Source organism: Kitasatospora sp. NPDC050463 (genome assembly GCF_040655255.1).
Classification (GTDB): domain Bacteria; phylum Actinomycetota; class Actinomycetes; order Streptomycetales; family Streptomycetaceae; genus Kitasatospora.
In genome coordinates this window covers 1-18,922 of record NZ_JBFAJO010000115.1, presented here as the reverse complement: position 1 = coordinate 18,922, position 18,922 = coordinate 1, and the positions used below count along the sequence as shown (strand labels likewise).

Annotated in this window: 13 protein-coding genes, 1 pseudogene and 4 CRISPR repeat arrays; of the genes and pseudogenes, 8 read left to right on the top strand and 6 right to left on the bottom strand. The window is 69.8% G+C overall.

What is annotated here, in order from left to right:
• Positions 1–94 precede the first annotated feature (94 nt).
• Positions 95–672: pseudogene (locus AB0J08_RS38300) on the top strand (IS5 family transposase); the annotation flags it as partial.
• On the opposite strand, the gene AB0J08_RS38295 reads toward AB0J08_RS38300, so the two are convergent.
• Together AB0J08_RS38295 and AB0J08_RS38290 are read right to left on the bottom strand one after the other, a co-directional pair.
• Entirely contained in the window at positions 664–1,146 is a 483-nt protein-coding gene (locus AB0J08_RS38295) for a hypothetical protein (RefSeq protein ID WP_360643691.1), read from the bottom strand. The pseudogene AB0J08_RS38300 and the gene AB0J08_RS38295 sit on opposite strands and share 9 nt — an antisense overlap.
• A 348-nt stretch (positions 1,147–1,494) precedes the next feature.
• On the bottom strand, positions 1,495–1,737 hold the full coding sequence (locus AB0J08_RS38290) for a hypothetical protein (protein ID WP_360643688.1): 243 nt from the start codon (positions 1,735–1,737) through the stop codon (positions 1,495–1,497).
• A 100-nt stretch (positions 1,738–1,837) separates the two neighbouring features.
• Here AB0J08_RS38290 and AB0J08_RS38285 point away from each other — a divergent pair, with 100 nt between their 5' ends.
• From AB0J08_RS38285 to AB0J08_RS38265, 5 genes are all read left to right on the top strand, one after another.
• Entirely contained in the window at positions 1,838–2,461 is a 624-nt protein-coding gene (locus AB0J08_RS38285) for a DUF6000 family protein (RefSeq protein WP_360643685.1), read from the top strand.
• A 142-nt stretch (positions 2,462–2,603) separates the two neighbouring features.
• The gene (locus AB0J08_RS38280) at positions 2,604–2,960 is read left to right on the top strand and encodes a nucleotide pyrophosphohydrolase (protein WP_360643682.1); all 357 of its coding nucleotides are present in this window, start codon (positions 2,604–2,606) and stop codon (positions 2,958–2,960) included.
• A gap of 7 nt (positions 2,961–2,967) precedes the next feature.
• Positions 2,968–3,966, top strand: a complete 999-nt coding sequence (locus AB0J08_RS38275) for a hypothetical protein (RefSeq protein ID WP_360643679.1) — start codon at positions 2,968–2,970, stop codon at positions 3,964–3,966.
• A gap of 189 nt (positions 3,967–4,155) precedes the next feature.
• The gene (locus tag AB0J08_RS38270; protein WP_360643677.1) at positions 4,156–5,124 is read left to right on the top strand and encodes a hypothetical protein; all 969 of its coding nucleotides are present in this window, start codon (positions 4,156–4,158) and stop codon (positions 5,122–5,124) included.
• A gap of 283 nt (positions 5,125–5,407) precedes the next feature.
• Positions 5,408–7,255, top strand: coding sequence for a DUF2075 domain-containing protein (locus AB0J08_RS38265; RefSeq protein WP_360643674.1), 1,848 nt, complete (start codon positions 5,408–5,410; stop codon positions 7,253–7,255).
• Between the two features lie 385 nt (positions 7,256–7,640).
• Positions 7,641–7,975: direct repeats of the CRISPR family, unit length 29 nt; unit sequence CTGCTCCCCGCGCCCGCGGGGATGGTCCC.
• A 140-nt stretch (positions 7,976–8,115) separates the two neighbouring features.
• Here AB0J08_RS38265 and AB0J08_RS38260 read toward each other — a convergent pair.
• The 3 genes from AB0J08_RS38260 to AB0J08_RS38250 form a co-directional block, all read right to left on the bottom strand.
• Positions 8,116–9,435, bottom strand: a complete 1,320-nt coding sequence (locus AB0J08_RS38260; RefSeq protein ID WP_360643672.1) for a UDP-glucose/GDP-mannose dehydrogenase family protein — start codon at positions 9,433–9,435, stop codon at positions 8,116–8,118.
• A gap of 69 nt (positions 9,436–9,504) precedes the next feature.
• Positions 9,505–9,948: an NUDIX domain-containing protein gene (locus AB0J08_RS38255; protein ID WP_360643669.1), complete on the bottom strand. Its 444-nt coding sequence runs from the start codon at positions 9,946–9,948 to the stop codon at positions 9,505–9,507.
• Positions 9,949–9,976: 28 nt separating this feature from the next.
• On the bottom strand, positions 9,977–11,743 hold the full coding sequence (locus AB0J08_RS38250) for an asparagine synthase-related protein (protein WP_360643666.1): 1,767 nt from the start codon (positions 11,741–11,743) through the stop codon (positions 9,977–9,979).
• 269 nt (positions 11,744–12,012) lie between these two features.
• On the opposite strand from AB0J08_RS38250, the gene AB0J08_RS38245 reads away from it, so the two are divergent.
• Both AB0J08_RS38245 and AB0J08_RS38240 read left to right on the top strand, forming a co-directional pair.
• On the top strand, positions 12,013–13,404 hold the full coding sequence (locus tag AB0J08_RS38245; RefSeq protein ID WP_360643663.1) for a sporulation protein: 1,392 nt from the start codon (positions 12,013–12,015) through the stop codon (positions 13,402–13,404).
• Between the two features lie 388 nt (positions 13,405–13,792).
• Positions 13,793–14,063: a CRISPR direct-repeat array (repeat unit 25 nt; unit sequence CTGCTCCCCGCACCCGCGGGGATGG).
• 357 nt (positions 14,064–14,420) lie between these two features.
• Positions 14,421–14,987 carry a Uma2 family endonuclease gene (locus AB0J08_RS38240; RefSeq protein ID WP_360643660.1) on the top strand — a complete coding sequence of 189 codons (567 nt, stop codon included), beginning with the start codon at positions 14,421–14,423 and terminating at the stop codon, positions 14,985–14,987.
• A 721-nt stretch (positions 14,988–15,708) separates the two neighbouring features.
• Positions 15,709–16,042: direct repeats of the CRISPR family, unit length 29 nt; unit sequence CTGCTCCCCGCGCCCGCGGGGATGGTCCC.
• A 110-nt stretch (positions 16,043–16,152) separates the two neighbouring features.
• Here AB0J08_RS38240 and AB0J08_RS38235 read toward each other — a convergent pair.
• The gene (locus tag AB0J08_RS38235) at positions 16,153–16,548 is read right to left on the bottom strand and encodes a hypothetical protein (protein ID WP_360643657.1); all 396 of its coding nucleotides are present in this window, start codon (positions 16,546–16,548) and stop codon (positions 16,153–16,155) included.
• Positions 16,549–17,625: 1,077 nt separating this feature from the next.
• A CRISPR array of direct repeats spans positions 17,626–18,144; the repeat unit is 29 nt; unit sequence GGGACCATCCCCGCGGGCGCGGGGAGCAG.
• Positions 18,145–18,922: the final 778 nt, after the last annotated feature.

Genomic DNA, 18,922 nt, shown 5'->3' with positions numbered 1-18,922 from the left:
CGCCCGTCGAGTACGAGAACACCTACCACCTCACAACTGCAAAACCACAGGTCACAACCACAAGCTGAGGTCTCTATCGAACCCGGGGCGGTTCATGTACCGGGTTGTCCTGGACGAGCTCGGTGCCCGGGGCGAGCTGGACTGGTCGCGGTGCGCCATCGACTCGGTAAGTATCCGCGCCCTCAAAGGGGGCGACTGACCGGACCGAATCCGACCGACCGCGGCAAGAAGGGGTCGAAGATCCACCTGATCTGTGACCGCAACGGGCTGCCGATCTCGCTCGCCATCTCCGGAGCGAACTTGCACGACAGCCAGGCCCTGGAACCCTTGGTGCTCGGCATTCCGCCCATCCGTTCCCGCCGAGGACCACGTCGGCGCCGACCGGCCAAGCTCCACGGAGACAAGGGCTACGACTATGACCACCTGCGGCGATGGCTGCGGTCACGCGGCATCGTCCCGCGCATCGCTCGCCGCGGAGTCGAGTCCTCCCAACGTCTGGGCCGCCACCGCTGGGTCATCGAACGCACCATGTCCTGGCTCGCCGGATGCCGCCGACTGCACCGCCGCTACGAACGCAAGGCCGAACATTTCCTCGCATTCGCCGGCATCGCCGCGCTCCTGATCTGCTACCGCCGCCTGGGCCGCGTCGGCGGGCGGGACCGGTCAGTGTGAGACCGGTCCGACGCGGCGGACCCACACGGAAAAAGGCGCGGCCTGCGGCTCGGGAGCGATCTGCTCTGCCTGTCCGTCCTCGGCCTCAAGAGCCGACCAGGCAACCAAGCCCGGATCCCGGTCACTCAGGAAACCCTCAACGACAGCACCAAGATCATCGGTAGCCACGTAGGCGCCGCCAAAGGGCAACTCGTCCGCGGCCACCGATCCCGTTGAGCACCGAAGCTGCCCAGCCTGCTCGTCGTGCCACACGTAGAACGTCGCCATCCCGGCGAAGCCCATCTCGCTGATGCGGAGCCGGATGCCTTCGGCGGCTCGCTCAAAGGCGGCGACCACCTCCGACACGGACAAGGCGCGCCTGTCCTCATCCTCCGCCCCCAGCCACCAGGTGTTGGTCTCCCACTCCACCCGCCGATCAGTCGGCTCCAGCACCAGCGGTTCGTCCGCCACCTCGGCGATCCATGTCAACAGCACCCCAGAAGTATCCCGGCACACCTCGGGCACCAGGAAGCACCAAAAGAAACGAGGTCTAAGTAAATACCTGACTGACCGAGCCGTGTATTTCCTTGGAGACATAGGCTCGGTTGGCTTCGGATACCCCAGTGCGCTACCTGGCCAAACTGCGCCCACTGAAGCCAATACCTTTGTCCCGTTCTGGTTTGCCGTGCCACAGCTGAGAACGCTCCGAGGGGACGATGGCGTTCCCTCTGGCCTCGAACTCACCCCAGGCTCCTGGTACCTGGCTGTTGCTGAGGTAGCCGGTGGTCTACTCGTACAGACCCAAGACGGTCTGCGTGCTGTGCTAAACGAGACTGACGGTATTCAACGCGGCTGAGGTTCTTCCTTTCCTTCAACAGCCGGTCTGCTGAAATCGCGGGGCGGGATGCCCAGGTCAATGACGGCTCGGTGAATGCGGCGGTTGCTTGCTGCGAAGGAAGGTGAGGGGAGGTCGATACCTTCGATCTCACCGATCCAGCCTTCGGCTTCAGCGCGCTGCCGCCTGCCGGGGAGGTCTTGTTCGAGCTCGTCCAGGCGAGGCAGCATCTTCGGGTTGACGTGCAGCATCGGGCATCGGATGCAGGCTTCTCTGAACTACTGACCGCCGCTCGGCGCTGCTTGGCTAAAACCTCTGGCAGCCGGGCGTTCGCCGGGCAAGGATGCAGCTGTGCGCTATGCCAACACCGACCCTGAGCTGCCGGACCTCGTCCGCCGTTTCGTTACGCCCGGACGGCGGTACTTGCGATTGGGTGGGAGCGTGCTGCGCTTGAGCGGACCCGAGCGCGCGGTGTTCGCGCTGGAGTTGGTCAAGGCGGCCGCGGAGGTCACGCCCGCTGAGCTCCAAGTCCTCCTCGAAGGCGGGTGGCGAGAGCGCAAGACTGCCTCCTGGCTGATTGTTGTAGCTGGCAGGACCGAGTTCCGTAGCCGCATCGGCGAACTTCTGCTGGCCAGCGAAGGCCCCTATGCCGGCGCGGCCTACTGCGTCGCCCTCGCCACATTCGGCGACCGTCCGGACGCCGATCTCCTGTGCCAGTACCTTGATCGATACTTGCCGCGGCCCGACCTCGACTACGACCAAGCCTTTGCTCTGGGGGCGCTGCTCCACCTTGATGCCGCCGTCGGATCCGAGCGTGCATCCCGATTCCTCGACGCAGGGGGCCTGTGGCAGCAGTGGACCGACGTTTCGCCCCGTAGGGACCGGGACCCGCAGAGGTATCGGGCGGTCGTGGACGAGCTCTGCTCCTTTGCCGACGAGTGCGCTGAACTCTTCACCTCGCTGGATGACGCCTGATGCTTGGCCACGGGCCGCCCCGACGGTGCCTTCGAACAGGTACACGGGGAAGATCTGTAGCAGTCGTCTATGACGGTCCGGAACCGGGGGCGGGTGCGGGCCGTTGGCGTACTGTCGGAGACGGCTGCTATAGATCATCCTCATGACGATCAGCTCACTGCAGCGGGAGCTGGCCGCGTTCGCGGCCGAACGGGACTGGGAGCAGTTCCACACGCCGAAGAACCTGGCGATGGCCCTCGGTGGGGAGGCGGGAGAACTCCTTGAGCTGTTCCAGTGGCTGACGCCGGAGCAGTCGTCCGCCATCATGGGTGATCCGGAGCGTAGTCAGCGGGTCCGGGAGGAAGTCGCGGACGTGTTCGCCTACCTGCTGAGACTCGTGGACGTCCTCGGTATCGACCTTGAGCAGGCGCTCACCGAGAAGATCGCGGCCAACCGTGCGAAGTACCCGGTCCACCTCGCTTACGGACGCGCCGACAAGTACACGGAACTGGGGGGATGACCACCACATGCGCATCGTGCTGCAACCGGCCGCCAGGTCGGACAAGGACGTCAACCAGCACTACCTCGACACCATCGCCTCCCCGGTGACCTTCGCCAACCACTCCGACCTCCTCGCTCCCGACGTCCGGGAACACCTGGAGCAGCTGTTCCCGGAGGGGACGGCCCGGATGTGGGGTGTCGTACCGGGCAAGAAGAACGTGAACGTCTCCAAGGTCCAGAAGATGAGCGCGGGGGACTTCGCGCTCTTCAGCGGGGACAAGAAGATCTACTTCGCCGGCACGATCGCGCTGCTGTGGCGCGACGAGAAACTCGCCGAGCGCCTCTGGGGCCGCAACCACAACGACCAGACCTGGGAGTACATGTACGCCCTCTCCGGCACCCAGGGCCTGGACATCACTGTCGAGGAAATCCGCCAGTTGCTCTCGTGGAAGCCCAACCGCAACATCCAGGGCATCTACATCCTCGATCACAGCGACAGCGAGACCCTCCAGGCCTACCTCAGCCTCGAACCCTCCACCGCCGACACCAGCAGCGCTCCGGCCCCGGACCCGCAGGCGGAAGCGGCGGCCGCCGTCGGCTTCGACGGCGAGCTGGAGCGCACCGCGCTGCGCGCGTACCGCGGTGAGCAGGCCGCTCTCAAGCGCCACCTGCTGCCCGGCCACACCGGACAGTGCGCCCTGTGCGGGCGCGTCCTGCCGGCCGCGTTGCTGGTCGCCGCGCACATAAAGAAGCGTGCTGTGTGCACCGACGAGGAGAAGCGGGACTTCGCGAACATCGCCATGCTCGCCTGCAGCCTCGGATGCGACAGCCTCTACGAGCGCGGCTACGTCACCGTCATCGCGGGCGGCGTCCTCCAGGTCAGCCCCCTCGCGCATGCTGTGGCCGCCCTCCAGGAGCACGTCGAGCAGCTCGCCGGGCGGGCGGTGCCGTGGTGGACCGAGGACCGCGAGCCGCACTTCCGCTGGCACCGCTCCCACACGTTCAAGGCGGGAACACCCGTGTAGTTGCCGTCGTGCCGGGCCCGGGTGTTCCGTGCCCGCAGGGCGGCCGGTGATTCCGCGGGAGGCCGGAACGTGCCGGTGCCACCGCGCGGGCGGTGCGGTGCCGGCAACGCCCGTGGCACCGGCCATCGGGCGGGCGCCCGGGGGGCCGGGCCCTCGCCTCGGGGACCACGATGCGACAGGGAGGTTCAGATGCGGGACGATCCGCAGGTCATCGGCTTCGACCTCGACAGCCGGCGGGAGGTGCATGTGACGGATCGGCCGCTGGAGGCATGGCGTGCGATGGGTGCCGGCAGGGCGGAGTCGTTGGTGTGCTTCTTCTGCTTCCACGGGGTCGACTCCCCGGTCGGCACCAGGGTCCCGCTACGGGTGCGGCACAGCCTCGCAGAGCGGGGCGCCGGTCATTTCGTCCATCCCGCGGACGCCGGGCCTGCGGGGGGTCATCACCGCGAGCTGGTGTGGCAGGTCTCGGCGAAGCACCTTCTGACCCGGTGGGCCCGAAGCCGGCCCACTGTTCACTCGGTACGTGCCGAACCCTGGAACCCCGGCGACAGCCAGCGGGCGGACGTCACCGTGCGCCTGACCGACGGCACCGCCGTTGCCGTCGAACTCCCGCGCACGGTCCTGACCGACCTCGCCTGGCGGGACCGTCACCGGAGCCACCGGACAGCCGGCGCCCGTGACATCTGGTTCTGGCGGCCGGGAACGCCCGTACCTCGAGCTCTTCTCGAGAAGGCCGTGCCGATCTGGTCGCTCGACGTGTTCACCGGTATGGTCGGTGCCCTGTTCGGGAAGCCGCACCAACCCCGTCCGGTGCGATGGTGGGACCAGGACGATCTGTCCGTCTACGCGAGCCACCATCCGCCGTGCCCCGGGGACGTCCTCGAGCCGCATCACCTTCGCCTCAACGACCTTGGACTCGATCGGACGGGCCTTGTTCTGCCGGAGCCGCTCAGGGCCTCCCTTCACCAGGCTCTCCAAGAGGTCTACGGAGCAGCTGCCCAGGAGGGCCGCCTCCGCGCTGTCGGCGGGCAAGATCAGTGGCGTCCCACCCGGAGCTGCCCACCCGCACCACGACAGCTGGACCCGCTGCTCTGCAGGGTCTGCCGCCAGAAACTCGACCCTTCGCTCGTCAAAGCAGGACGACACATGCTGTGCTAACCGTGGTGACGTCAGGCAGCACGACGGTAACCCTCATCGCGGCCCGGTCCGGGGCGGAGGTGTTCGCCCTCCCCGCGCAGACGAGGGCTGCCGTAGCGGTCCCCGAGCGGGAAACAGGTCCGAGCCGCGCAGATGACCACCGCTTGGGGCCCGCTGCGGCGCGCACAGCCGGGCCGGGACCACCCACCTCGCCGCGAGGCGCCGCCTGTGGAGTGTCCTGGCGCAATCCCCGCGCGGGGCCACCCGCGCCCTTCATGAAACGCACTCGACCGAGGAGACGACGATGCCGCTACTACGCATGCCCGCGCGTGAGTTCGTCGACCGCTGTCACCAGGACACATTGGCCGACGACCTGGCCCAGTGTCACCGCCAGGCGCGACTGGGCCGACTCGAGGACGGGGAGATACGGTCCTGGCGCAACAGTCTTCCCGCTCTGGCCCGAGTGCTCGACGAAGCCGGGCTGCAGAATGTCGAGGTACTGCTCGAGTACCGGCTTGCCCTGTCCAGTCTGCGGGCCGACGTGGTGCTGGCCGGCTGGCACCCCCACACGGCCCAGCCGTCCTACGTCGTCGTCGAGCTCAAGCAGTGGACCCATGCCCGGGCTCTGCCCGACGCCGAGGACCTCTGCCTGCCAGGGGCCGGCAACAACAACCGTGCCTTCCTGCATCCGGTCGCCCAGGTACGGCGCTACTGCCAGTACCTGCAGGACTTCACCACCGTCCTGGACGCGGAACCCGACGCCGTGGCCGGCGTGGCCTACCTCCACAACGCCGACACCACCGAAGTGGCCGACCTCCTCGCCCTTGAGCCCGACCGACACGGGCGCCTGTTCACGCACAGCACCCGCGAACAGCTGATCACCTTTCTGCAGTCGCGCCTCTCACCCGCCCACGGCACCGTGGCCGCCGACGAACTCGTCGACAGCCCCCTGGCACCCAGCCGCCCCCTGCTGCGCGCGACCGCGGAAGAGATCCTGCACGCCGACCGGTTCGTGCTGCTCGACCAACAGCAGGTCGCTGTCTCCCTGGTCCGCCGCGCGGTGAAGAAGGCCCGCGAAGCGGACAGCAAAGAAGTCCTCATCGTCACCGGCGGCCCCGGCTCCGGCAAAAGCGTCATCGCCCTGCACCTGATGCGCCACCTTGCCCACGACCGCCACACCGTGGTCCACGCCACCGGATCCAGGTCCTTCACACGCACCCTCCACCACGCCGTCGGCACCGAAGACCCCCGCGTCCGCAAGCTCTTCGGCTACTTCATGAACTTCGCCGACGCCCCCAAGAACGGACTGGACGCGCTGATCTGCGACGAGGCCCACCGCATCCGCGCCCACTCCGTGCGCCACCGCGGGGTACGCCAGATCGACGAACTCCTCGACGCCGCCCGCGTCCCCGTCTTCCTCCTGGACGACCACCAAGTCGTACGCCCCGAAGAGATGGGCAGCCGCAACGCGATCGACCAGGCCGCCGCCGCCCGAGGCCTGCGCCCACGCCACATCGACCTCAACGAACAGTTCCGCAACGGTGGCAGCCGCGCCTACGAACAGTGGGTCCTGCGCCTTCTGCAGCTCATCGACGAGCCCGCCACCGAATGGGCCGACGAGCGGACCTTCCATGTCCGAGTGGTCGACTCTCCCCAGCAGATGGAAGACCTCCTGCAGGCCAAGGAGGCGCAGTACCTCACCGCTCGCATCACGGCCGGCTTCTGCTGGCCATGGAGCGACCCGCACCGCGGCCGTCTCGTCGACGACATCACGATCGGCTCCTGGCGCAAGCCGTGGAACCTGCGCGGTGAGTCCCGCCTCGACGGCGTCCCCCCGTCCTGGCTGTGGGCCACCGACCCCGACGGCTTCGGCCAGGTCGGCTGCATCTACACCGCCCAGGGCTTCGAGTACGACTGGAACGGCGTCATCCTCGGAGACGACCTCCTCTGGCGCCAGGACCGCTGGATCCCCAACCCTCAGGCCAGCAGAGACCCCGCGCTCAGCCGCACCGACCCCGCCACCTTCCTCCGCCTGGTCCGCAATACCTACAAAGTTCTCCTCACTCGTGGCATGTCCGGAACCCTCCTGTACTCCACCGACCCAGAAACCCAAGCGCGACTGCGTCAACTGGTTCCTCTCCGTACCCAGTGATCATGAGCGGTGGTGGGGAGGTCCCACGCACAAGGCTCCGTGCCACCCGTCGCGGATCTCTGTCGTCCAGGTCGACGGCCTCTCGGAGTGCCTGTTGCTCCCCGCACCCGCCGGGATGGTCCTCACTTCCCAAGTCCCCGGTGTGCGGGTCGCCGGCTGCTGGTGGACCGGGTGAGGTGCTGTCAGCGATCCGATCGACTGTCAGACCGAGGCGGCTGACCCGTTGTCAGCGGTAGGCCAGATGATCGACGATGCCACCCGATACCGCTCCGACGGCCGGCAACACCGCATCCAGGAAGGAACAGCAACTATGTTGCTAATGTCCGACTCCATGGAAGTGAATGACTTTCGCCCCACAGCCGGATAAAGCCCCAGGTCACGAAGTCTGCTCCCCGCGCCCGCGGGGATGGTCCCTCGCGTGCGAAGTCCAGGGCGGGCCAGGGGATCTGCTCCCCGCGCCCGCGGGGATGGTCCCGGGGCGCCGCCGGGGCCCCGCAGCCGCAGGTCCTGCTCCCCGCACCCGCGGGGATGGTCCCGCGTTCCACCGCTCCAGGTAGACCATGGTGCGCTGCTCCCCGCGCCCGCGGGGATGGTCCCGGCTCGGGCTCGGCGGGCGGGGCGACCACCATCTGCTCCCCGCGCCCGCGGGGATGGTCCCCCCTTGGTCGAGCCGTCCTCCAGGAGGTCGAGGCTGCTCCCCGCGCCCGCGGGGATGGTCCCCCAGGCTGAGGCAGACCCCCGGGCTGGACCACCCGACCGCCCGTGCTCCGGTCCGCCGGACCAGCTGCTCGGAGACGCTCAGCTGGTCCCGACGATGTCGCGAGGAGAGCGGCAATGGCTTGGCCCCAGCGTCTTGGCGGTCAGGGGCGGCCGAGGGCGCGGTGGGTCCATCCGGCGGTCCGCCAGCGGCCGGGGTCGAGGGTGCCGCGGCCGTCGATGACGCGGGGGACGGCGACGCGGGTGGCGAGGTCGACCGGGTCGATGCGGGTGAACTCGGGCCACTCGGTCAGGTGAAGCAGCAGCTCGGTGCCATCGGCTGCCTCGATCGGGTGATCGGCGTAGTCGAGGCGGGGGTGGGCCTTGCGGGCGTTGTCGAGGGCCTTGGGGTCGAAGACGGTGACGGTGGCGCCGGCCTGGTGGAGGGCCTGGGCGACGGCGAGGGCGGGGGAGTCGCGGATGTCGTCGGTGTCGGGCTTGAAGGCGGCGCCCCAGACGGTGATCCGCTTGCCCTTGATCACGCCCTCCAGCTGTTCGCGGGCGAGGTCGACCATGCGCTCGCGGCGGCGGTTGTTGATCGCGTCGACCTCGCGCAGGAAGGTCAGGGCCTGGTCGGCGCCGAGCTCGCCGGCGCGGGCCATGAAGCCGCGGATGTCCTTGGGCAGGCAGCCGCCGCCGAAGCCGAGTCCGGGCCGCATGCCCCGGCGGCCGATCCGGGCGTCGTGCCCGAGGGCCTCGGCCAGCAGCTGGACGTCGGCGCCGGAGGTCTCGCAGACCTCGGCCATCGCGTTGATGAAGGAGATCTTCGTGGCGAGGAAGGCGTTCGCTGCGGACTTCACCAGCTCCGAGGTGGCCATGTCGGTGACGATGACCGGCGTGCCGGACTCGATGATCTTGCCGTATGCCTGGCGGATCACTGACTCCGCACGGGTGTTCTCGCAGGTGAAGCCGAGGACGATCCGGTCGGGGTGGAGGGTGTCCTCGACCGCGTGGGACTCGCGCAGGAACTCGGGGTTCCAGCAGACCTCGACCTGGTCGCCGGCGGGGGCGAACTCGCGCAGGATGTCGATCACCTGCGGGGCGGTGCCGACCGGGACGGTGCACTTGCCGACGATCACGGCGGGGCCGGTCAGGCGGGGGGCGAGCTGGCGGGCGGCTGAGAACAGGTGGGTGAGGTCGTAGGCCATCTCGCCAGGCTTCTGCGGGGTGCCGACGCCGATGAAGTGCAGGTCGGCGAAGGCGGCGGTCTCCGCGTAGGAGGTGGTGAACCGCAGCTGCCCGCTGGCGGTGTGCTTGGCCAGGAGCTCGTCCAGGTCGCGCTCGAAGAACGGGGCCCGGCCGGCGTTCAGGGCGGTGACCTTGTCGGGGTCGATGTCCATGCCGAGGACCTCATGGCCGAGTTCGGCCATCGCGGCGGCGTGGGTCGCGCCGAGGTAGCCGCAGCCGATGACGGTGAGCTTCACGAACGGTGTCCTTCCGAGAGGGGTGGGGCCGCCGGACCGGCGCCCGGACCCCTCTCGAGGACGGGGGCGTCAGGCGCCGGGCCGGGCGGCCAGGTAGCAGTGGATGCCGTGGCGGATGAACGGCGGGACGGTCAGGACGGGCAGGTGCTCGGGGGCGAAGAACTGGAGCTTGACGCCCTCCGCGAGCGGCAGGGCCTGCTCGTCGCCGTCCCAGGTGCCGGCGAAGAAGGTGATGATCTGGCCGGAGCCGACGCTGTCCTTCGTCTCGAAGAGCTCGGCCAGGTCGTCGACGGCCAGGCCCGCCTCTTCGTCGAGTTCGCGGACGATCGCCGCGGCGGGGGCCTCGCCGGGGTCGCAGCCGCCGCCCAGCAGGCTCCAGTGATCAGGCCAAGCGATGCCGGCGATGTCGTCGCGCAGGTGCAGCAGGAGCTCGCCGCGCCGGTTGGTGATGATCGCGACGGCCCCGCGCGGTTCGGCGGCGGACGGCTCGTCGGGGAGAGTCTGGGAGTGCATCCCCTCACCGTAATGAGCCGACGGCCCGTCATGCCGCCGTCTCCACCGGCTGGTCGTTGAACCAGGCGGCCGCCATGAGCGACTGCATCCGGGTCCGGTCGAACCGCCCGCCGGGCTTCAGACCGCCCGCCAGCAGCGGCCGCAGCGAACGCGGGGCCTGGTCGAGAGCGGAGCTGATCTGGGCGATCGCCCAGGGCTCCAGCGGGCCGCTGAGCCAGCTCGGGACCGGGGAGGCGAAGCCGAGCTTGTCCCGGCTGCCCCAGACCTCCCGCGGCAGGCCGAGCGCCTTCGCGGCGTCCCGCAGGATCCGCTTCCCGGCCGCCGGCTCGCCGATCTTGTGCTCTACCGGCAGCCGGTAGCAGAACTCGACCAGGTCCCGCGCCAGGAACGGCGAGCGTCGCTCCAGTGCGAACGCGGAGGCCAGCTTGTCGCTGGTCATGACCAGCGGGCGCCAGGCTGTGGCCAGGTCCGCGAGGGTCAGCCCGCGGGCCAGGTCCCCGCCGGCCCGGGCCAGGGCGTCGGCGACGACCTCGCGAAGGCGCCCGTCCGGATCCTGCCCGCGCAGGATGAGCCGGACGATCGCCTCGGCCGGCTCCAGCGGCTCACCGGCCGGGTGCAGGAGCTTGGAGGCCAGCGGCCGGTAGGCCTCCAGCCCGGCGCCCAGCACCGCCTCCGGCCCGAACAGGACCAGCGCGTGGCGGACGTAGCCCATCAGGAACTCGTCCGGCCCCAGCCCGCCGACCACGACCCGGATGCCCCGCCCGGCGACGGCCCGGTAGGCCATGTGCTCGGAGAACGTGGACGCGTTGCCCATCGGGTAGTCCAGCGCGTGCATGATCTCCGGCAGCGCGCGGGCGAAGTCCTGGGCGGTCGGCTCGATCACCACCAGTTCGGCGCCGATGTCGCGGGCGACGACGGCCGCGGTCGCGGACTCGTCCAGGCGGTCCTGGCCGGGATAGCGGACCGTGACGCAGACCTGCGGGCACATCAGGTAAGCCAGCACCGACGAGTCGAGCCCGCCCGACAGCAGCAGCGCGAAGTCGGACCCGGGGGCCCGCAGCGGGACGCGGTCGGCCAGAAGGGTGGAGAACCGGGCGAGCGCGGTCTTGTAGTCGCCCTGCCAGGGCTCCAGGCACTCCAGGGCCCACCAGGTCTGCTGGGCCAGGGAGCCGGTGGCGACGTCGAAGGCCAGCAGGGTGGCCGGCGCGAGGAGCTGGATGCCCTGGAAGGGGGTGTCGACGCCGGTCGGCGTCTCGATGCTGAGCATCTCCGGGCGGACGACCAGCGGGGCGGTGCCGTAGCCGGTCAAGGTGGTGACCTCGGAGGCGAACGCGAGCCGGCCGCCATCCAGGCGCCAGTAGAGCGGCTTCTCGCCGAGCCGGTCCCGGGCGAGAAACAGCCGGCCCTCGCGCGGGTCGTAGGCGGCCAGGGCGAACATGCCATCCAGGGCGCCCAGGCAGCCGGGGCCGAGCTTGGCCCAGGCCCGCAGCACCAGGTGGGCGTCGCTCTCGCCAGGCTCCAGCGGGATGCCCCAGGCCGTGGCAACCTGCCGGTAGTTGTAGATCTCGCCGTTGAAGGTCAGGACGACGCCGCTGGCCGGGTCCTCGTAAGGACCGGGCCGGGCGGTAGCGTCGACGATCAGGAGGGTGTTCATGGACAGCACCGCCCGGCCGTCGGCCGAGATCAGGTGCCGCGTGCCGTCGGGGCCGCGGTGCCTCTGAACGATCCCCATCGCGGCGACGGTCGTCTGGTGGCGGGCGGCGTCAGCGCCGGCCAGTCCTGCGATTCCGCACATCTGGATGTCACCCCCGAGCGTGAATCGGTGAAGGCCCCCGCCGGAAGGTCTGTGGTCCGGTCCGGCGGAGGCCCGGGGCATCAGACAACCGCGTCCGGCCGGGCCGGGGCAGGGCTCGCAAGGGGGCTCACAACTCGCGAAAGCGGTTCACCGCGAGCGGCGAAGGCAATACCCTCGGTGATCCGGCTTCGGTGCCGGGCGTACGACTTCTCGTGCCCAGTCACGTATGACTTCCGCGCCAAGGCGCGCGGACGGATGAGGGGGACGCTGTGGCGTCGACCACCCGCCGGGCCAAGCCGCCGAACGACGCGCTGGCCCGGATGATCGACAAGTGCGAGGGGGCCAGCCACAAATCGCTGGCCCATCGGGTGAACCAGCTGGCCCACGAGGCCGGGCTGACCACGAACTACACGCATACCTCGGTCGCGAACTGGTGCCGGCGGGGCATGGTTCCCGACTGGCCGGTGCCCAAGCTGCTGGCCCGGGCGATCGGCGAGCGCCTGGGGCGGCCGGTGCAGTTGGCGGAGATCGGTATGGCGGATGCCGAGACGCCGGACGCCGCGGTGGGGTTGGATTTCCCGCGAGACCCCGCCGACGCCGTGCGCGTCGCCACTTCGTTCTGGAGCTCTGTGGACCGCCGCGACTTCCTGACCGGGACAAGCTTCGCCGTCTCCGCGTTCGCCACCCCGGTCACCCGCTGGCTGGTCACCCCGGCCGACGACGACGCCTCCCATCGGGGCCGCGGCCGGGTCGGCGCCGCCGACCTCGCCGAACTGCGGGAGGCTGCCGACGACGCCCGGCGGTGGGACTCGAAATACGGCGGCGGGAACTGGAAGGCCAACTCCGTCACCACCTGCCTGCGAGAGCGGGCCGTGCCCCTGCTGAACGGCTCGTTCAGCGATGAGGTGGGCAGCGAGCTGTTCTCGGTGACCGCCGAACTGTCCCGCCTGGCCGGCTGGACGGCCTTCGACGTCGGCCAGCACGACGCCGCCCAAAGGCACTTCATCCAAGCACTTCGCCTCGCCCGGGCAGGCGGCGACATCGAACTCGGTTGCTATGTGCTCACGACGATGGCCATGCAGGCCCTGCTGAGAGGCTTCCCCAGCCAGGCCGTCGACATGACCCAGGGCGCCTTCCAGCGGGCCAAGGGCCAGGCCGCCCCCAGGGTGCTGGCCTTCACCAAGCTCATCGAGGCCCGCGCCCACGCCCGAGACAACAATGCCAAGGCCGCCTCAGCCGCACTGGCCTCCTCCGAGAGCCTGCTCGACCAGGCCCGCGACGGCGCCGGGGAGCCCGCCTGGATCGACTTCTATCACCACGCCCGCCTCTCCGCCGACGCTGCCGAGATCTTCCGCGACCTCAAGAACCCCAAAGCCGCCCTGGCCTGGAACGCGCAGGCCGCCGCCATGCAGCCCGGTGTGTTCACCCGCTCCGTCGGCATGCGCCTGGCCATCGTCGGGACCGCCCACCTCCAGGCCAGGGACCTCGACCAGGGCCTGCGATTCGGCCACCAGGCCGTCGACATCCTCGCCCGCGTCCAGTCCTCCCGCGCCCTCGACTACGTCCGCGAGTTCAACGCCGCCCTCGAACCCTGGAGACGCGAGCCAGCCGTCCGCGATATTCTCCAACGCACCCGAACCGAACTCGGCATGGCGGCGTGATCCTCCTTCCCGAAGGAAGCTCGTCAAAGCCCACCCGGCCACCCTGTACTGCAGGACCGTGCCCGCGAGGACGATCCCTCGACATGACTGCGGCCCTCCCGTTGTACGGCTGCTCCTTCGCCCGCAGGTTAGTCATCGGGACGGAAGCAGCTCGCAGCCCGCCGGTGGATCAGGTGAGGAGCTGTCAGCGACCCGGCCTGCTGCCGCTCCGATGTGGCCAGCTTGTTGTAGACGATGGGAAGAGTGATCGACGATGGCGTCCTGAACCCCCTCGCTACTCGGCAAGTCCGCGTCCAGGGAACGAACCGAACCCATGTCGCTTATGTCTGAATCAGTGGCGGTGAAGGGTTTCCGCCTCGCGGCAGGATAGAACCCCAGATCGCGAAGTCCGCTCCCCGCGCCCGCGGGGATAGCCCCCGTCCTGAGGTGGATCAGCTCCGACCCCGAGACTGCTCCCCGCACCCGCGGGGATGGCCCCCCGCGCAGCGAGGCCGAGCTCGAAGCGAACCGGCTGCTCCCCGCACCCGCGGGGATGGTCCCTGCACGGTGTTGATCAGCGTGAACGGGCTGTCCTGCTCCCCGCACCCGCGGGGATGGCCCCGACTACCGGCAGTTCACCGTCCGCGTGGCCGGGCTGCTCCCCGCACGCGCGGGGGTGGGGCCATCAGGGGTTCGCTCCCTCACGTGCGAGGAAGACTTCTCGGCGAGAGCACCGTCAAGGCGTCGGCTGACCTCGCGCCTGGGGGATGGTCTCGCAGCCAAGCCGAGGCGCGCAGACGCCATAGTGTGCTCCCCGTACGGGCAGGGGTGCTCCTGGTGAGCTTGGTGAATCGTCGGTTGCTCAGCTTGGCAGGGTCTGGGTGGCTAGTAACGTTACTAGCCGCCCAGGTGCTCTTCAGGTCCTTTCGCGAGCCGGGGCGACGTCGAGGCTGCGGCTATGTGGCCGTGGGCAACGCGGAAGACGACCATCTATCGCTGATCCGTTGAGGGTCGGGATCCGGACAGGAGAGCAGCACGTGAACGCAGCGCATGCCAGCCCGGGTGACTACAGTCGGGTGCCGAATCCGGAACACGCCCTGAAGTATGCGATTCAGCATGTTGCGGGTGACCGTGTCGAGATCGTTGAGGGAGTCATCACCCCCGTGTCACCGTCCTGGGCTCACGAGACGGCTGTCGATCTGATCCGTGAGCAGATTGGGCCGCGTATGCGCGAGCTCGGTCTTCGTGCCGGCTCGGGGAATCTCGATTTGCCGGGTACGGAGAATTTCTATGTGCCGGATCTCGCGGTGGTCCCCGCCGAGCTGGCGAAGACGGAGGGGGCGCTCCTGCCGGACCAGACTGTGCTTGTCGTCGAGGTGACGTCGCCGTCGAACGGTGAGACCGACCGGACTGCCAAGCGGCGGCGTTACTCTCAGTTCGGTGCCCCTGTCTATCTCCTGGTTGACCGCCAGGAACGCACGTGCACTCTGTTTTCACAGCCGGGCCAGCTCGGCTACACGAGGGTGGAAGGCCCTCATCCCTTCGGCGCCGTCCTTCGGCTGCCGGCTCCTCTGAGCCTCGATCTTGACACCACTGGTTTCTGAGTACGGGACCGGCCGGGTCCGACCGCTCCCGGGCCTGCGGGGATGGTCCCGTCGCCGGGCCCGCCCCCAAGCGGGGGACGGCTGCTCCCCGCGCCCGCGGGGATGGCCCCTGGTAGCGGCCGGAGAAGATCGCCCAGCAGATCTACTCCCCGCGCCCGCGGGGCTGGTCCCGACCAGGTGATCGGGCTCCGCTCTGAGGTCCGCTGCTCCCCGCGCCTGCGGGGATGATCCCGCCGGGTGGGGTCGGGTGGACGAGTACAAGGGCTGCTCCCCGCGCCTGCGGGGATGGTCCCCCGTGCCGGTGAACGCGCCGTAGGCGCCCGGCCTGCTCCCCGCGCCCGCGGGGATGGTCCCCTGGCTGCTCTCCGCCGCGACCAGGCGGCACCCTGCTCCCCGCGCCCGCGGGGCTGGTCCCCGGTTGTACGTGCCGTCGGCCCAGTTGGTCAGCTGCTCCCCGCGCCTGCGGGGATGGTCTCGGCATGAAAGGCAGGTCGCCGCCGGTGGATCTGGTGAGGCGCTGTCAGCAATTTGATCCGCTGCCGATCCGAACTGCCTGACTTGTTGCCGGCGGTGGAAAGAATGATCGACGATGGCGCCCTGAACCACTTCGCTACTCGGCAAGACCGCGTCCAAAGAAGCGGCGACCATGTCGCTTATGTCCGAATCAGTGGAAGTGAATGATTTCCGTTCCCTGGCCGGATAACACCCCAGGTCACACAGTCTGCTCCCCGCGCCCGCGGGGATGGTCCCAACGGTACCCGTTCCCGCTGGTCACGGGTACGCTGCTCCCCGCGCCCGCGGGGATGGTCCCCGGCCAGCCGTACAGCCACGCGGTTCGCGTCGCTGCTCCCCGCGCCCGCGGGGATGGTCCCAGGCTGAACGTGGGTCTCGGGCCGGCGGTCTACTGCTCCCCGCGCCCGCGGGGATGGTCCCTGGGCCCGGATGGTGCCGTACCAGATGGTCTGCTGCTCCCCGCGCCCGCGGGGATGGTCCCGGAGGTTGTTCGGACAACGCTCTGACCTGGGACTACTCCCTGCGCCCGCGGGGATGGTCCCGACGCCATTGCGGCGAGGAACCACCGGTCGCTGGGTGCACGAGATCGACCCGGCCGAGTGGCTGCGGCACGGACAGGGCGGCGAGCCGTTGTGACGCGAGCCGCCCGGGTCTACCAGGTGTCGCCGGTGAAGGTGAGCTTCACGACGCACAGGTGAAGGAGTCCGGCGGAGGCCGCGGCTGGGAACTCCAGGGGGTTGGTGAACGCGCCGGTGATCTGCAGGACGGCGCCGGCGGTGCGGGTGGCCCGGCGCCAGTCGCGGGTGACGGCCAGCAGGCCGGTGTACCACTGGCCGGTGGGGGTGACCGTGAGCTGCTGGCCGTTTAGGACGGCGGACCACAGCGGGTGCGGCTGGGACCAGCCCTCCGGCTGGCGCTGGCCGCACCAGCCGTCGCCGCCGCGTACCGGCAGGGGGGTGAGTTGCTGCGGGTAGACGACGGCGGGCCGGCCGTGGATCAGCTCCGGCCACGCGGTCTGGCCGCGGTAGGCGGCGAGGGTGCTGTGCACGCTGATCTACTTCCCCTCGGCCGCCTGCTCGGGAACCGTGGTGGCCCGGGTCGGGTCGGCGGGCTGAGCTCGGAGTTGGCGCGGTGCTCCTTCCCGCGCCTGCGGGGATGGCCCCCGGCTGACGTACCTCCTGAACCGGCCGCTCGCCTGCTCCCCGCGCCCGCGGGGATGGTCCGGCGGACCAGCAGTCAACGGCCCGGGCCCTGCCCTGCTCCCCGCGCCCAGTGTGCGACGGGCGGGTCGCCGCCCGCCGGGGGACCGGGTGAGGCTCTGTCAGCGATCCGATCGACAGCCGGCCCGAGACGGCTGGCCTGTTGTCAGCGGTAGACCAGATGATCGACCATGACACCCGATACTGCTCCGACGGCCGGCAACACCGCATCCAGGAAGGAACAGCGACTATGTCGCTAATCTCCGAATCAATGGAAGTGAAGGAATTTCGCCCCACAGCCGGATAGAACCCCAGGTCACGAAGTCTGCTCCCCGCGCCTGCGGGGATGGCCCCGGCTTGTTGTCGGCGTCGAGGGTGAGGGTGAGCTGCTCCCCGCGCCTGCGGGATGGCCCCCCGCAACACCCCGAACCAGAACTGAGAACTGGCTGCTCCCCGCGCCTGCGGGGATGGCCCCCCGCGCCAGGGCACCGTCAGCGCGCCGATCAACTGCTCCCCGCGCCTGCGGGGATGGCCCCGCGCGGACGGTTCCGTACGAGCTGGTGCTCGACTGCTCCCCGCGCCTGCGGGGATGGCCCCTGATGACGGATCGCGTCCGCGCGGGTGTCGTACTGCTCCCCGCACCCGCAGGGATGGCCCTGTCGCCGCTTCGGTCGCTCGTCCAGGTCGCCGCCGGTGTTCTGCTCCCCGCACCCGCAGGGATGGCCCCGCGAAGACCGTCGGGCGCGCGATCGCTGCTCCCCGCGCCCGCGGGGATGATCCCGCCGGGTGGGGTCGGGTGGACGAGTACAAAGGCTGCTCCCGCGCCCGCGGGGATGCTCCCGACAGCGACCAGCGCCTCGTGCTCGCCGTCGACTGCTCCCCGCGAGCGCGAAGAGCAGAGGCCCATCTGCCGGGATTCCGTACTCGGGACCATCCTCGCGGGCGCGGGGAGCAGCACCAGTCGGTGTTGGTGTAGATGCCGACCCGGGGACCATCCCCGCGGGCGCGGGGAGCAGAAGATCGTCGGCTTGCAGGCGTTGTACCGCTCGGGACCATCCCCGCGGGCGCGGGGAGCAGCAACAAGGGCCCGGGCTCCGGCTCCGCAGTCTCGGGACCATCCCCGCGGGCGCGGGGAGCAGGGCACCAGCGACTTGCCGCGCACGGCGTCCACGGGACCATCCCCGCGGGCGCGGGGAGCAGCGGCTCCGACCCGGACTCGCTGGCTGAGGCCCTGGGACCATCCCCGCGGGCGCGGGGAACAGCCGCGTTCGGCGATCACAGTGAGGAGTTCCAGGGGACCATCCCCGCGGGCGCGGGGAGCAGTAGCCGGACCACGGGCCAACGACGGGGGCGCCGGGACCATCCCCGCGGGCGCGGGGAGCAGAAGGAGGCCCCCGAGATGGGCGACGTCGTGCCGGGACCATCCCCGCGGGCGCGGGGAGCAGACTGCGTGACCTGGGGTGTTACCTGGCAGCAAGGCGAAAGTCATTCACTTCCGCTGATTCGGACATACATGACATAATCGCCGACCACCCCTCGCTCACGCCGCTTTGAGGCAGCGATACCACCACCATCATCGACCGCCTCAATCCCGCCGGCAACGACCCGATCTCCTAACCCACAGTCAATCGTCTAAGGCTGCCCGATCCGGGAGTGGGAGAGCCGATCCCGCCGGGGCTGCTGGCGACCCACGAAACGGACCCATCCCCGTGGGGGCGGGGAGCAGCGTTGGTCCCGCCGGTCGAGATCGAGACCTGCAGGGCCATCCCTGCGGGCGCGGGGAGCACCCGGACGGCGAACGCGCCGGGGAGCCGTGGCAGGGACCATCCCCGCGGGTACGGGGAGCAGGCTGGGCGAGCCGGGTGGTGACCCGTTGGGGGGCGCCATGCGGTCACTTTCGCTGTTTCGGTCATCAGCGCGTAGTCGTCGGCTTTCCCGAGGCTGCGAGTCGTGGCTTGTGTGTGTGGCGGGTGGTTGGCGTTGAAGCACATGCGGGTCGCCGTTTGCGCATGGTAGCGGTGAGTTGTCCGGCTTGGTGTGGGTTTGCCGAAGCGGGTCTGTCGGGCTGCGGTGCGCTCGTATGATCGGCCGTCAGTTTGGGGTGGTCTGTCGTTGTCGGGTGGTCGGGGTGAAGTTCCCCCCTGATCTTGGACAGCGTGTGCTTACGCTGCGGGGGTGAAGTCGTGCTGCAGTCTGGCTCGGGTTTCGAGGGGGGTGAGGTAC